Here is a 14,254-nt window from a genome sequence, read left to right on the forward strand (position 1 = left end):
CATGAGATGCGAAATGAAAGACACTAACCGTTTATACACAGACCTGGCCTGGTTGTGGCCGATGTGGGGCGATGCCGCCGCTGAGTACGCGCACTACTGCCGTCACGTTACAGGCATAATACGCCGATTCGCCAGGCGTCCCGCAGTCACCTTGCTGGATATTGGATGTGGGGGCGGAAAGAACGTCCTTAATCTTAAACAGGAATTCAATGTCACCGGTATCGATCTCAGTTCCACCATGCTTGAACAGGCGAAACAGCTCAATCCTGAGTGTACGTTCGTCCAGGGCGATATGCGGACGTGCAGACTGGGGCGGGTTTTTGACGCAGTGCTGATGGACGATGCGATATCATACATGAGTTGCATGACTGACTTCGAGGCAGCGTTTTGCACCGCTTATGCCCACCTTAAGCCTGGTGGCATTCTGGTCGCTACTCCGGACGTGACAACCGAAACATTCCAGCAGAACAGGACCACCACAACTCCGGTCACGCGAGACGGACTGGATGTTGTCTTCGTCGAGAACGTTTATGACCCTGACCCCACGGATGAGCATTACGAAACAACCATTCTGTATCTTATTCGCGACCACGGACGCCTTCGGATTGAGACGGATCACTGGACCATGGGGTTATTCGCTCTAAACACTTGGAGACAAGTACTGCGCGAAACAGGTTTCGAGGTGCATGAGGGACGGTATGATCTGGGAGAGGATGAATACACTGTGTTCGCGTGCGTCAAGACAGGGTGAATGCCGAACAAGCCAATTTTTCACTTTCAGACAGGCTCTCGGTTCAGATTGATGGACTTGACGGGATACATTCTGTTCTTTGTGAAATATTCGCCAGGACCGGAAAATTATTTCTTCGCCTATCTGTCTAAAGTTGGTCAAGGATATGAAGAAGGACTCTCGGCGACTTGAATATATTACTGGTTTTGACTTATGGGCTCATGCTGTGGGTTTGCAGCAACTGAAAACCAATCAGGATACAGGCTGTCCTCACAGCATGGTGAATAAATACAAACTTTTTGCAAAATCCTGTTTTAATATTTTAACCTGAATGGAGGTTCTTATGAAAGGTAAATTCTTTGGCAGACTGGCAGTGTGTTTAGCTTTTTTGGTTCTTGCCTGTATGTTAATTCTGACAGGGGGTAATCAGATACAGGCTGGAAACAATTCACTTGTGAAGATTATCGGGGGTGAAAAAGCGCCCCGCGATGCCTGGCCCTGGATAGCTTATCTGGAAATTGTAGATGATGAAGGGTATCATTTAACGTGCGGGGGATCCCTCATAAGCCCTGAATGGGTGATTACTGCCGCCCACTGTACTGAAGAAGCTGAGGAAATCACTGTCATACTTGATCGTCACGATCTAACTACCTCCGAAGGAGAGGTAATAGCGGTCGACAGGTGGTATGACTTTCCATTTTATGATGAAGATTTTGTTTCATCTGATATTTCACTTTTAAAACTATCAAGACCGTCTTATCAACAGACAATACCGGTAATAGGCCGGGATGCACCTGTGGATATACTGGCACCGGGCAGTATGGGCACTGTAATCGGCTGGGGAAATACTGATCCGGACGATGAATTCTCAGAGTCTGACATCCTTTTGCAGGTTGAACTGCCAGTGATTGATGATGAAGAAGGCATACAGGTTATGTTTGATTACGCAATAGAGCATCAAGGGATAGATCCTGATGATATTACTGAGGAAGAAATTGAAATCATGCGCAGAACCATGTTCACAGCCGGATACCTTTATGAGCTTAAAGATTCTGGAGAAGGCGATTCTGGCGGTCCCTTCATGATTCAGGATGATGCAGGTCAGTGGATACTGTCAGGGCTGGTCAGCTGGGGTTTTGGAGATGCAGCCCAGGGGGCTTATGGCGTGTATACAAGGGTCTCGGAATTTTCCTACTGGATCGGAGATATGTTAGACGGCCATAGGGTTTATGATTATCTGGAAAGTTCTTATCCGGAAATTTTCGGTCCTGTCGGGGCAGAGTCAGAGATTCTGGGAATGGAAGATATACCTGTCCACTATCGCTGCTATGATTATAAGCAGGCCTGCCTGGCTTTAAGTCACGGGTTTATTTTTTATATCGGACCACTTAGTGACAACGAATTTCTGCCTGTAGGGACTATTGATGAATGGCTTCCTCTGGCAGAAAATGCCGGATATTAATCTTTAAGGCCTCTTGTTTTACCGCGGATTATTCCCGCAACCCTTAAGACTGAAAATACGGGCAAATAAAGAGGCCTCTTCGGAGCAGATGCTTGTTAGGTCTTAGATGATAGTGGGGCCTGCTTCCAGCAGGCCTGATTTCCTAAAAAAATGGCTAAGTTATTCCATAATCAGCACTGGAATGGACAGACATATAGGCTTTTCAGAAGGCAGTTATGCAACAGTGGTAACTGCTCAAGAACTTCAGAAAAAACATGCTGCAAGGCACAAAAACCTTACTTAAGGCCAGGTTTAGGGATGTTCAAAATATCGATATGCCGTTACTGTTCAGTGACTAACCGTTGAAAGCCTGTTACAAAAAACAAGAGTTTTTAGTAACTTACCGTTTCTGTCTGTAGAAAAAAACAAGAATTTGTTTAACCTTGAAAGAGCAATGATGCCCAAGATCCTTATTCTTCAGCCTTCAGTCTGAAAAGCAAGGTTATCGCCCCAACTTAACTATTCTTGTTTAAATTGGGTTGTGGGCACAGCCCGCATAAGACAGGATTAACTGGATGGTCAGAGTAAGCAATTATACCGGAAGCCGCAGATTGCATTAGCCATCGCCAAGGGCGATTGAAGACCTCTTAGACCACCTTCCGGGGGGGTAAACTCATAAAATGCCTGCCTTGACAAGGACTTTAGAAAAAATTTTGAAGCTGGTCGTCTTCTATCCATAGTCAACCATAACAACTCATTCTGCAAGCGATTTTTCAGCTCTAAATCGCTCTTAAAAATGGCTCAACTTCGTCATTAGTCGTGAATAAGTTTATCTCTGATGCCAGCCATACTTTTCCAGGGTACATCGCTACAGCGCAAGCGAGCTTCTGTGCTAAGGTTTTTGGTTGCCTCACCAATGATTTCCAGATTGCGTATAACAGCATTCCGGGTTTTTTAATATATGTCTCATTTTCACTGACACGTTCCGGTGATACCTGCTTATCCGGTTGACTGAGTGTGTGGATACCCGTCAGAACTCCCCTTATCTAAGCAGATTGCTTACCAGTAAAAAAAAATCCTGATGCTTACTATGTGCTTTTTCTAAGTAACTACAATCGTATAGGTAATAAATTCAGAGCATTATGGTTTTACCATATAGATTGCTTCGGTCGCTTAGGCCCCCTCGTGGGTGACAGGTTTTCAGCAACTACATCCCTGACAGCTCAGGTGTCATTGCGAGCGAGTCTTCGAGCGCGGCAATCTCTAACGTGCTAAGGCTGGTTTTTTAGTTACTCGCAGGCTCGGTCTTGGGCCGCCCGGGTGAGGAGCTTACAAGTAATTTGATCAATTGCAGAGTGTGCCAGGTAAGCTTTTGTTGGTGGTGCCCCCGCCAAGATTCGAACTTGGGCAAACCAGGATTAGGAATCCTGTGCTCTATCCTACTGAGCTACGGGGGCAATAGCAAAGAGAAACTATTATTTATTCTTCTTATTGCTGTCAACATGAAAAATGAATGAGTTTTTTGCTTTACACTGTAACGAAATGGTGAAAATTTGGCATGTACAGCTTTGCTCAGTTAGCCGGGTGAGAGCATTAGGGTGCTGCTTTTTGCTCTTGTTCCTAAGTTCCAGCCTGGGAAAACCTCTATTTTGTGGCTCAAGTCACGTTTTGAAGGAGTGGCTGGAGCCGCAAGATTCTGCAAGTATTGTTCCCAAAGCGTTCAAAGCGTTAGCAGGTTTTGCATCACATGACCAGGAGACCTTACGCATAATCAGGCGTTTGGAAAGATTTTCCTACATTTACAGAATAAAAAGTACCCTTTATCATCGTCTGATGATCAGATATGAAAAAGACAGCGTTGAGGTTTTGGATTTGATTAACAGGCAGGACTAAGAAAAATGGATCAGTAATACTCGTGATCAAGCTGGATTCAGGCGCTTACTGCTGAAACCCTCTTCAGCCTTGAGTCGTCAACCTTCAACCTTCAGTCTTGAGCTTTGAGTAGTCAGCCTTCAGCCTGAAGATTCAAGTTATCACCCAGACTAATGGTCCATGTTTCAGTTGGGTTTTGGATAAAGCCAGCTTTGGGGTTACATTAAGGAATAGTATGCGGGCACCGGTTGTTTATACTTTACTGCAAGTACCAGGCTTTTTATTTTTGGGAATTATAGTTATGTTTGCCTGGGAGAAGGGGTGGATATCAGGAACAACAGCATTGGGAATTATGAGTGCCTGGGTAATCAAGGATGCTTTGTTTTATAGATTCTACCGGAAAGCACTGAGTTCCAGCACTCAGGATGTCATTGCCAGACTGCATGGTTCTGAGGCAAAAGTTATAAGCAGGCTTGATCCGGTGGGACAGGTGAGTGTCAGGGGTGAAATATGGCAGGCTGTGAATGTTGACAAGACAACCATAGACACTGGACAATCAGTAAAGATCCTGGGAAATAAGGGTTTGACTCTGGAAGTGAGGTCTGAGTCAAAGACTGACGGTTGAAAATATGGGATGTTGTAAGTTATTGCTCTTGTCGGTTTCTAAAGTGTTGGAGCATAAAGTATTTCTGAAAGTTTAATTTGAAGCAATCACTATGCCAAGCCATCATAAACAGATTTTTTAACACAAATGATATAACCAACAGTTTTTATTTTATAATTTTTTAGAGATGTGTAATGCACCTAAAAATTTTCTTGTTTTTTTTACAGGCTTGCAGCGGTAAGTCACTGATATGGTTGACACTGCAACTATTTGTGACAATTTTATTTTTTCGAATTGGCACAAATATTGTCTCAATAAACAGGCTTTATGGGTTTATAGTGTAGGGTCAATCCATTGAGCTTTAATTGTCAAGCCCCATTTCCAGAACTTTGTGCAGTTCTTGAAGCAGTTTTTTGAATGAATAAGGCTTTTGTAAGTACCCCATAATTTTTCCTTCAGTTTCAGGCAGTTTGTCGGCGGGGTTGTATCCGCTTGATATTATGACTTTTACCCTGGGGTCGATCTCGCACAATTTTTGATATGCTTCAATTCCATTCATTCTTGGCATGGTCAGGTCAAGAATGACGCACGATATTTTGCCAGAATTCTGCCTGTAGGTGTCAATGGCTTCGATTCCATCAGCTGCAAATAAAACATCAAACCCGGCATCCTGAAGAAGTTCTCCGCAAACATCTCGAATAAGCTCTTCATCATCAACAATCAGAATTGCGCCCAGTCTGTTAAGGTCGATCTGCGGGTTTTGTTTTTGTTCTTTTATTTTTTGATTTTCAGAGTGCTCCATCCATGCTGGAAAAAGTACTCTGATCATAGTTCCTTTTCCAGGTATACTCTTGACATCTATTGCTCCATTGTGCCTGTGAATGGCAGTCATAACAGCAGACATACCAAGGCCTCTGCCAATCGTTCTTGTGGAAAAGAAAGGATCAAAAATCCTTATCAGGGTACTTTCTTCCATGCCTTCACCTGAATCTTCTATTTCTAAGTAGGTGTAATGTCCTTCACTGACATGGTCTGTGGAATTCATCTTAGCCAGGTCCAGTTGGCTGAAATACTTGTGACCGGTCCTGATATGAATTGTGCTTTGGGGGGTATTGATGGCTTCGCAGGAGTTGCCCACCATGGCTTTGACAGCCTGAACAATCAAGTCGTGATCGGCCATGATCAGGGGAAGGGAGTTCTGCATGTCAAATTTCAGCCTGCAAAATGAATTACAGAGCAAGGCAAGCTTGTCTTTGTGATCTTCAATGATGTGGTTCAAATTTACAAGCTCTGGTCTGAACTTGCCTCTTCCTGAATAACTCAGCATTTTCCTGGTAAGGTTTGCTGCCCTGCTTATAGCCTTTCGGGCAGAGTTGATTTTTTTGTCAGCCTGATCAGGAAGGTCTTTAATGTGCGAAAAGCCCTCAAGGCTGTGCTGAATTATCTGCAAAAGATTACTGAATTCATGGGCGATGCTGCCGGTAATGGTTTCAAGCTGTCTTTGCTGTTTGGTTATGGCTGCTTTTTCTTCCAATTCTTTTTGTTTGTTTTGGGCTGTTTTGCGTTTATTGATATCTCTGATGCTGGCAAAAAATCTTTCTTCAGCTCCAATATATCCCTTTCTTAAGTTGACCTCCACCCAGAATTTTTTTCCGTCTTTTTTTCTGGCCTGCCACTCAATGGTGGCAGTCTTGTTCTGTCTGACGTAATCCAGGAGGTCTAAGAGTATTTCTTTAGTGTATGGATCCTCGCCAGAGCTGAGATGGGAGATATCGAGCTTAAGCACTTCATCTCTGGTATACCCGTACATATCACAGACCCGCTGATTGGCCTCAATAATTTTCAAGGTGTGACCTTCATGAACAATTATTCCGTCATTGACCATTTCCAGAATGGTCTTGCTGTACTCCAGGCTCTGGGCCAGATCCTTTTGGGCTTGTTCAGCTCGGGAGTATTCGGCTTCAATTTGGGTAACTGCAGTTGAGAGCTCACATGTTTTTTCCAAAACATAATTTTCTAAATGTTGCTGATTTGCGATCAAGGACTTCTCCAATGCTTTGCTTTCAGTTATGTCTAAGATGATTCCAAAAACTTGAGATACTTTTCCGGTTTCGCTGGTTAAAAAATCAATATGCTGGATGCCAAGGCGCCTCAAACCTTTTTTTGTTGAGAAATAAAACTCCAGCCCTGGACTGGATTTGCCTTTCAAGGCATTGTTGAGCTGTTTGGTGAATGGTTCCTTATGATCGCTAGATAACCTTGATTTCAAAGCCTGGAGATTTGGAGTAATTGATGATGGCTCATAACCCATAATCTTGAAAAGCCCCAAAGACCAGAAGTGTTGATTACTCAAGATATCTGTCATCCATAGACCCTTGCCTGTGATGTATTTGGACCAGTCAAGAGGTGTTATGATGCTCAGTGGACCGACATCATCTTCGGATAAGCCCTGGTCATTACAAGATGAGAAAAGAAACAGTGCTGCTGGCTCAATCTCAAGGGCACTGCAGATTGAGGTAATGATTTTAAATGAGGGGAATGAAATGCCTCTTTCAATTCTCCCGAGATACTGAAGGGAAACACCTGCCTTATCAGCAAGTTCAACCTGAGTCATACCTTTAATTAAACGCAGCAGTTTGAGGCGTTTGCCAAAGTCTATAGTCTGCATTTTGCCTCCGATTCAGAGTTTTTTATTGCCTGATTAGCATAAATCGGAACTGTTGAAAACAACCGTAAAGGTTGTTTTGATGATTTTTTGATTTTTTTTTCACTATGGCTGTGGTGAAAATATGTACGGACTGGTCGGAGGTCGGGGGGCAGAGGTCAGAGGTCAGCAGTCAGAAGTCTGCAGTCAGAAGTCAGGGGTCAGAGGTCGGAGGTCAGAGGTCGGAGGGCAGAGGTCGGGAGCTGGGGGTTAGAGGTTGGAGGAATGCACAATGTTTTAATGAACATCCTTTTTGGCAATAAAGGAATACATAACAGGAACAAAGACCAGAGTTATGAGGGTGGAGCTGGCCAGACCGCCAATAATGGCCCGAGCCATGGGAGCCTGGGCCTCTCCGCCTTCGCCGACTCCCAGGGCCAGGGGCATCAGTCCGAAGATGGTGGTCAGGGCGGTCATGAGGATGGGGCGGAGCCTTCTTCTGCCCACTTCTTTGATGGCGGCAAACATTTCATATCCTTCTTCCTGGCGGACCATATTGGTTTGAGCCACCAGCAAAATGGCGTTATTAACCAGAATTCCTCCAAGCATTATACAACCGATGTAGGACTGGATATTAAAGGTTGTATTGGTAAGAAAAAGCATGAGGACCACACCGATAATGGCGAGAGGTACGGAAAACATGACAATGAAGGGGTCGCGCAATGATTCGTACAGACAGGCCATGACCATGTAGACAAGGATAAGAGCCAGGAAAAGCCCCACGGCCAGTTCGTTGAAGGCTTTCTGCTGCTCTTCATAGTCACCGCCAAAAGTGATATTGAAACCTCGCGGTATGGGGAGTATGGCAATCTGTTCCCTGATGTCAGCAATAACAGAGCTTAAATCACGATGGGTCAAATCCGTGGAAACTGTTATGATCCTTTCCTGATCTTTACGCTCTATGTTTATGGGCCCTTTCCTGGATTCTACTTCCACCACATTGCGCAAAACTACAGGGACTGCGTTGTGTCCGGTGATGGTTATGTCCAGCAGTTGGTTCAAAGGTAATAATTCAGCATCTTTGAGTTTGACCAGGATGGTGTATTCATCGCCCTGATCTCGGAACTGACCAGCAGAGGTTCCAGACAGCACTGTTTTGATGGCCTCGCCTACGGATGATACGCTAACCCCCATGCTCTCAGCCTTATTGCGGTCAACCAGGATGACCTGTTCAGGTACTCCACTTTCCCGGCTTATTCTGACGTCTCCCACACCATCTACCTGCTCTACCATTTTCTGGACTTCTTCAGCCAGGGCTGAAGCGGTTTCAAGATCATATCCTCTTATTTCCACTTCCACTCGATCGCCGTCAGAAGTACCGATGCGCAGGATGAATAATCCCTGTCCAGCGCGGGTTCGTATGGTAGCACCGGGAATGTTGTTCAGTTTGCGACGCAAATCTGCAGCAACTTCCTGACTGGATCTGGTTCGCTGGTTCTGTTCCACTAAGCTGAGCCGGACTTCTCCCAGGTGAGAACCTGTGAAACGCCAGCCCACACCGCCCAGGAAAGATATGAGGCTGTCCAGTTCCGGAACTTCCCGGCGGATGATTTCTTCAACTTTTAGTGCTGTTTGATCAAGCTGTTCTAATTTTGAGCCCACATCCATCTCAATATTGACCCTTACTTCACCCTCATCTGTCTGGGGCATCATTTCCGATCCAATAAATGGTATGAGCATAAGGCTGGATAACAATAAGAGGACTGACAGAAAAATGGTCATTATTCTGTGTTTTAGACAAAAATCCAGGGTTATTTTATATGATTCCTCCAAACTTTTAAAGAACGCGCATGAGAAAGCATATATTCTGTTGGACAGGCAAGGATCCTGACGTTTCCTGGAGCTGAAGTCAGTCAAGTATTTTGATGAAAGCATGGGAACCAGAGTCATGGCCACGGCAAGGGAACAAAGCAAAGAGAAGCCAACAACATAGGCAAGCTGGGAAAACATTATGCCAGCCATTCCACGTACAAAAATCAGAGGTAAAAACACTGCAAGAGTGGTCAAAGTGCTTGCTGTAATGGCAGCACCAACTTCAGAGGCACCTTTCAAGGCAGCCTGGGGAGGGGGCATTCCCCCCTCTCTGTGACGATGGATGTTTTCCAGGACCACAATGGAGTTGTCCACAAGCATGCCAACTCCCAGCGCAAGTCCGCCAAGAGTCATAAGGTTTATGGTGAAACCCCCAAAATAAATTATTATAAAAGTAGCCACAATGGCGATGGGAATGGCCAGGCCTACAATGGCGGTTCCCCGGAAACTTCTGAGAAAAAAAAGCAGAACTATGATGGCGAAAAAACCACCATAGAACAGGGCGCTGGTAACGTTGGAAATGGAACGTTGTATATACTGTGAAGTGTCTATAATAGGGGTTATTCTGAGTTGTGGGATGTCAGCATTAACCCGGTCAATGGCCGCCAGGACCTGTTGGGCAACTTCCACGGTATTGGTTCCTGACTGTTTGTTGACAGCAAGACGGACCCCGGGTTCACCATTGACCCGGACAATCCTGGTTATTCTTTCCCAGGAATCCTCTATGTCAGCTATATCTCTGAGCCTGACGGGTGCATTGTCACGGACGGCAACTATTGTGTTGCCAAGTTCCTGCAGATTGGTGAACTCTCCCAAAGTTCGAATGGATATTTCATAAGCACCGCTTTCCAGAATTCCTGCAGGAAGGTTGACATTGGCATCTCTTATCCTGCGAATTATTTCATCGAGAGGCAGCCCAAGAGCCTGGATGCGGCCTGGAATCAGATTGACATGGATTTCCCGGTCAAATCCTCCGCGAATATCAAGAGAAGCTACTCCGGGAATTCTTTCAACTCTGTATCTGACTTCATCCTCAATAAGCTGTTTGGTCTGAATGGGATCCAACTGGCTGGATGCCCCAAGAATAAGAATTGGAAAGCTGGCCAGATCAAACTTGCGTAAAAAAGGCCGGTCAGCTTCCTCTGGCAGGCTTGAGACCACCCTGTCCAGACGATCTCGCAAATCATTTGCTGCTGCGTCGAGATCTGTTCCCCAGGCAAAACTGATGCGAATATCGCTAAGACCTTCAGTGGATCTGGAATATATCTGTTCTACCCCTGGTACAGCGCTGAACGCTCTCTCTAAAGGCCTGGAAATAAGGGTTTCAACTTCTTCAGGACCGGCATTGGAGTAGCTGGTGCGAACGCTCAGGGTAGGGTAGGTGATGTCCGGCATTAGATCTATGGGTACTCTGGACAGGGAGATTGCGCCCAGAATCAGAACGATTAGCGTGGCCATAGTCACAAAGACCGGACGTCCAACAGAGAATTTGATCAGATTTTTCATAAGAGTTTAGCAAGCAGAGCAAGGATTGACAATAACTCCATGCTAATTTTTTTGTGATGAATTGCCGGCATTGTCTACTGAGGCCAGGCCGGGAATGATAATATTCATATTATCTTCAAGAAGGTGATGTCCCAGAGTCACAACATAGCCCTCAAGTTCGGGCTCACGAATCTCTACAAGGTTACGGTCGGTAAGACCGGTTGTAACCGGGGTAAACCGGGCCCGCATATTATCAGTGTCCGCCAGAAATACGCCCTGTATATTATCGCGCCTTGCAAGGGCTTCCTGAGGAACCGTCAACACATCTTCACGTCTGTGGAATTCAATGCGCACTCTGGAAAACATACCCGGTGCCAGTATATTGTCCGGATTGGGAACAAGAACTTCAACCCTTCCCTGTCTCGAAGACTCCTCCAGAACAGGTGAAAATCGTATAACTCTGCCGACATAATCTTTATCTGGATAGGCGTGAGCATTGACAACTGCCTGCTGGCCAACCTGAATATAGGGAAAGTCTCGCTCGATTACATTGACCACGGCGAGAAGGCTTCGGGTGCAAACTATTGATACAATAGGCTCATTGGCCTGCAGCATGGCACCTTCACTGGCGAATCTTCTGCCTACCATGCGGGTGTCGGATTCTCCACTCCATGCAGCTCGAATACTGGTGTAGGCAAGCCTGACTTTTGCGGCTTCTAAGGCTGCCTGTTTCTGCCTTACCTGAGCCTGAGCCACTTTATGCCTGGCATTTCGCACATCGTAACTGGCCTGGATTTGATCAAATTCAGACTGAGAAAGACTGCCTGACTCCACAAGTCGACGCGCCCTGTTGAGCTCTCTTTCTGCGACTTGCAACTCACTGGTGCTTTCACCAAGTGCGGCCTGGGAAACCTCAAGGTCTGCCTGGGCGCCCTGCACCTGAAGCATGAACTCCTCACTGTCTAATTGAGCAATAAGATCACCTCTGCTAACCACATCACCAATATTGACATAAAGATTTTCCAGCCTGCCTGAGACCTTGGGCGCGGCTATAAATTCCTTTTCAGGCACAAGGGTTCCTGTCAGTTCTGCCGTGTGCAGAAGAGTTTCTCTTGTTACCGGGGTTATGCTTACGGCTTGCGCTGGAGTTCTTTGTCTGTCCTGTTGAAGGGCAGTGGAAGACAGCTCGTTATATAACTTATGGGCAGTAAACCCGGCTAAGGCCAGGATAAAACAAATGGCAATAATTTTTTTCATTGAAAGTTTTGAGAGTTAAAAGTTTGCTTTTTTTTTGCTGCAGAATTGCAATGGCATTTCGAAAATAAGCTTTTTTGAGACTAATGTAAACCCGGGTTCATAAAATTACAATGATGTGGTGAAAAGATACGAAAGTAGTTCTTTATTTGCCGGTGAACGGCATCAGCCTTCAGCCTGAAAATTCCAAAATGCCTGGCTTCAGTTATTGCGGACATGGCCCACTTTAAGCTTGATATGTCTTCTTGTGAAGTGCATGGTTTTGAGATAAGGACAGGCATATCACATTTTATGTGATCGTATAATTGTGGTGAACAGTTAAATTTTTTTTAAGAGGAGACATTTATGAAGGCTGCTATCAGGACTACACTCGGAGACATCACTATTGAACTTGAAGCTGACAGGGCACCAGTGACAGTGGAAAATTTTCTCAACTATATTGAAAAGGAATTTTATAATGACACAGTCTTTCACAGGGTGATTCCTGGATTTATGATCCAGGGCGGAGGGATGAATACCAATATGTCTGAAAAAAAGACTGATGCTCCCATCAAAAATGAGGCAAAAAATGGTCTGCTCAATATGCGCGGAACCCTGGCCATGGCCAGAACCCAGGATGTAGACAGTGCCACAAGCCAGTTTTTCATTAATCTTTCAGATAATGCTTTTCTTGACCATGGAAAAAGGGATTTTGGCTATGCTGTCTTTGCCCGGGTTGATGACGGTATGGATGTGGTGGATAAGATAGCCAGTGTTGAGACAGGTAAATGGGGTTTTCATGATGATGTTCCCAAAGAACCGGTAATCATCAAAACTATTGAGCTTTTATGACAAAAAACACCGAGAAGGGCCTTGAACTGATCCATATGCTGAAATTCAGATGATCGCCAATCATGTTCAATAATGTAATCGCATTAATGACCACGATTTATTCTTGATTTGATTAAAAAATTCAACTATTAGTAGTCAGTTGCCCTGATGAAATGGTTTACAATTTTGTTAAAAGTATTTTCTTTCAGGGTAATACAGTGACTCAGGCTTACTCTTTTACAACTATGTCTATGTTTCAAGGAGGCAGTAGATGAAGATGCGAATTAAGATGTTGGTTCTTTCCCTGTCAATTTTTTTGCTTTTGGGAGCAGGCAATGCGTGGTCTGAAATCAGGATCGGCCTTATGTGTCCGTTAACCGGATCCTGGGCCAGTGAAGGTCAGGACATGCGCGATATTGTTCAGCTCCTGGCTGAAGACTTGAATGCGGCCGGAGGAATAAACGGACAGCAGGTCAGAATTCTTGTGGAGGATGACGGCGGTGATCCAAGAACTGCAGTATCAGCGGCTAACCGTCTTGCAACCCGTGATGTAATTGCTGTTATTGGAACTTATGGCTCTTCAATAACAGAAGCTACTCAGAATATTTATGATGACTTTGGAATTATTCAAGTGGCCAATGGAGCTACTTCAATTCGCTTGACCCAGAAAGGCCTGCAGTACTTTTTCCGTACTTCACCAAGAGATGATGAACAGGGCAGGGTAGCGGCTGAAACTATCTCTTCCATGGGATTCAACAATGTTGCCATTCTGCATGACAGCACTTCATATGCTCGCGGTCTGGCAGATGAGACCAGAGGACTATTGGAGCAGGAAAACAAGGAAATCGTATTTTTTGATGCCCTAACTCCAGGAGAGCGTGATTACAGCGCCATCCTGTCCAGGCTTAGGAATGCTGGCCCGGAAGTCGTGCTTTTTACCGGGTACTTTCCTGAAGCAGGCCTTCTTCTCAGGCAGAAGGCAGAGATGAACTGGGATGTACCGTTTATTGGAGGAGATGCCACCAATAATCCTGATCTGGTAGCCATTGCCGGTCGTTCTGCTGCTGAAGGTTTTTATTTCTTAAGCCCACCTGTTCCTCAAGATTTGGAAACTCCCCAGGCGGTTAATTTTCTGACTTCATTCAATAATAAGTATGACTCCAATCCAGGATCCATTTGGGCGGTTCTTGCCGGTGATGCATTTCTTGTGCTCGCAGAAGCCATCAAGGCTACCGGTTCTGTAGATAAGGATGAGCTTGCCGGTTTCATGCATAATGACTTAGAGATTGAAGGCCTTACCGGTACCATTGCTTTTGACCAGCATGGTGACAGGGTAGGTGAACTCTATCGGCTGTATAAAGTTGACGGAGAAGGTAACTTTATCATGCAGGAGTAATTAAATAAATAAGGCGCGTCGGTTATCCGGCGCGCTTTTTTATTGATTCTGATGCAGGGGGAAGGCGGGAAGGAAGAAGGCTGAAGGCTGAAGGCTGAAGGCGGGAAGGAAGAAGGCTGAAGGCGGGAAGGAAGAAGGCTGAAGGC

Annotated in this window: 8 protein-coding genes, 1 tRNA gene and 1 pseudogene; 5 read left to right on the forward strand and 5 right to left on the reverse strand. The window is 45.3% G+C overall.

Annotation, left to right across the window (positions count from 1 at the left end; genetic code table 11):
- The first annotated feature begins 13 nt into the window (after positions 1-13).
- Both LZ23_RS17000 and LZ23_RS17005 read left to right on the forward strand, forming a co-directional pair.
- Positions 14-751 carry a class I SAM-dependent methyltransferase gene (locus LZ23_RS17000; protein WP_045216153.1) on the forward strand — a complete coding sequence of 246 codons (738 nt, stop codon included), beginning with the start codon at positions 14-16 and terminating at the stop codon, positions 749-751.
- A 322-nt stretch (positions 752-1,073) separates the two neighbouring features.
- Complete coding sequence (locus tag LZ23_RS17005) at positions 1,074-2,192, forward strand: S1 family peptidase (protein WP_045216155.1); 1,119 nt, start codon at positions 1,074-1,076, stop codon at positions 2,190-2,192.
- A 792-nt stretch (positions 2,193-2,984) separates the two neighbouring features.
- Here the strand turns inward: LZ23_RS17005 and LZ23_RS25605 are convergent.
- Positions 2,985-3,113: pseudogene (locus LZ23_RS25605) on the reverse strand (HepT-like ribonuclease domain-containing protein); the annotation flags it as partial.
- Between the two features lie 437 nt (positions 3,114-3,550).
- Positions 3,551-3,628: transfer RNA gene (locus LZ23_RS17010), tRNA-Arg, on the reverse strand.
- A gap of 716 nt (positions 3,629-4,344) precedes the next feature.
- Between LZ23_RS17010 and LZ23_RS17020 the strand changes: the two genes are divergently transcribed.
- A complete protein-coding gene (locus LZ23_RS17020) occupies positions 4,345-4,668 on the forward strand; it encodes an NfeD family protein (RefSeq protein ID WP_198146035.1) in 324 nt (107 codons plus the stop codon).
- Positions 4,669-5,008: 340 nt separating this feature from the next.
- Here LZ23_RS17020 and LZ23_RS22905 read toward each other — a convergent pair whose 3' ends face one another.
- From LZ23_RS22905 to LZ23_RS17035, 3 genes are all read right to left on the reverse strand, one after another.
- On the reverse strand, positions 5,009-7,315 hold the full coding sequence (locus LZ23_RS22905; protein ID WP_052507475.1) for a PAS domain S-box protein: 2,307 nt from the start codon (positions 7,313-7,315) through the stop codon (positions 5,009-5,011).
- Between the two features lie 273 nt (positions 7,316-7,588).
- On the reverse strand, positions 7,589-10,669 hold the full coding sequence (locus LZ23_RS17030) for an efflux RND transporter permease subunit (protein WP_045216160.1): 3,081 nt from the start codon (positions 10,667-10,669) through the stop codon (positions 7,589-7,591).
- A gap of 42 nt (positions 10,670-10,711) precedes the next feature.
- Positions 10,712-11,905 carry an efflux RND transporter periplasmic adaptor subunit gene (locus LZ23_RS17035; protein WP_045216161.1) on the reverse strand — a complete coding sequence of 398 codons (1,194 nt, stop codon included), beginning with the start codon at positions 11,903-11,905 and terminating at the stop codon, positions 10,712-10,714.
- Positions 11,906-12,247: 342 nt separating this feature from the next.
- Here LZ23_RS17035 and LZ23_RS17040 point away from each other — a divergent pair, with 342 nt between their 5' ends.
- On the forward strand, positions 12,248-12,733 hold the full coding sequence (locus LZ23_RS17040) for a peptidylprolyl isomerase (protein ID WP_045216162.1): 486 nt from the start codon (positions 12,248-12,250) through the stop codon (positions 12,731-12,733).
- A 250-nt stretch (positions 12,734-12,983) separates the two neighbouring features.
- On the forward strand, positions 12,984-14,108 hold the full coding sequence (locus tag LZ23_RS17045) for a branched-chain amino acid ABC transporter substrate-binding protein (RefSeq protein WP_045216163.1): 1,125 nt from the start codon (positions 12,984-12,986) through the stop codon (positions 14,106-14,108).
- The last annotated feature ends 146 nt before the right edge of the window (positions 14,109-14,254 follow it).

It is taken from the genome of Desulfonatronovibrio magnus (assembly GCF_000934755.1).
Taxonomy (GTDB): Bacteria; Desulfobacterota; Desulfovibrionia; order Desulfovibrionales; family Desulfonatronovibrionaceae; genus Desulfonatronovibrio; species Desulfonatronovibrio magnus.

Excerpts from the sequence above, each read along its gene's own strand:
- LZ23_RS17045 (WP_045216163.1), top strand. The coding sequence starts at position 12,984 with ATGAAGATGCGAATTAAGATGTTGGTTCTTTCCCTGTCAATTTTTTTG.
- LZ23_RS17035 (WP_045216161.1), bottom strand. The coding sequence starts at position 11,905 with ATGAAAAAAATTATTGCCATTTGTTTTATCCTGGCCTTAGCCGGGTTT.
- LZ23_RS17040 (WP_045216162.1), top strand. The coding sequence starts at position 12,248 with ATGAAGGCTGCTATCAGGACTACACTCGGAGACATCACTATTGAACTT.
- LZ23_RS17000 (WP_045216153.1), top strand. The coding sequence starts at position 14 with ATGAAAGACACTAACCGTTTATACACAGACCTGGCCTGGTTGTGGCCG.
- LZ23_RS17030 (WP_045216160.1), bottom strand. The coding sequence starts at position 10,669 with ATGAAAAATCTGATCAAATTCTCTGTTGGACGTCCGGTCTTTGTGACT.
- LZ23_RS17020 (WP_198146035.1), top strand. The coding sequence starts at position 4,345 with ATGTTTGCCTGGGAGAAGGGGTGGATATCAGGAACAACAGCATTGGGA.
- LZ23_RS17005 (WP_045216155.1), top strand. The coding sequence starts at position 1,074 with ATGAAAGGTAAATTCTTTGGCAGACTGGCAGTGTGTTTAGCTTTTTTG.
- LZ23_RS22905 (WP_052507475.1), bottom strand. The coding sequence starts at position 7,315 with ATGCAGACTATAGACTTTGGCAAACGCCTCAAACTGCTGCGTTTAATT.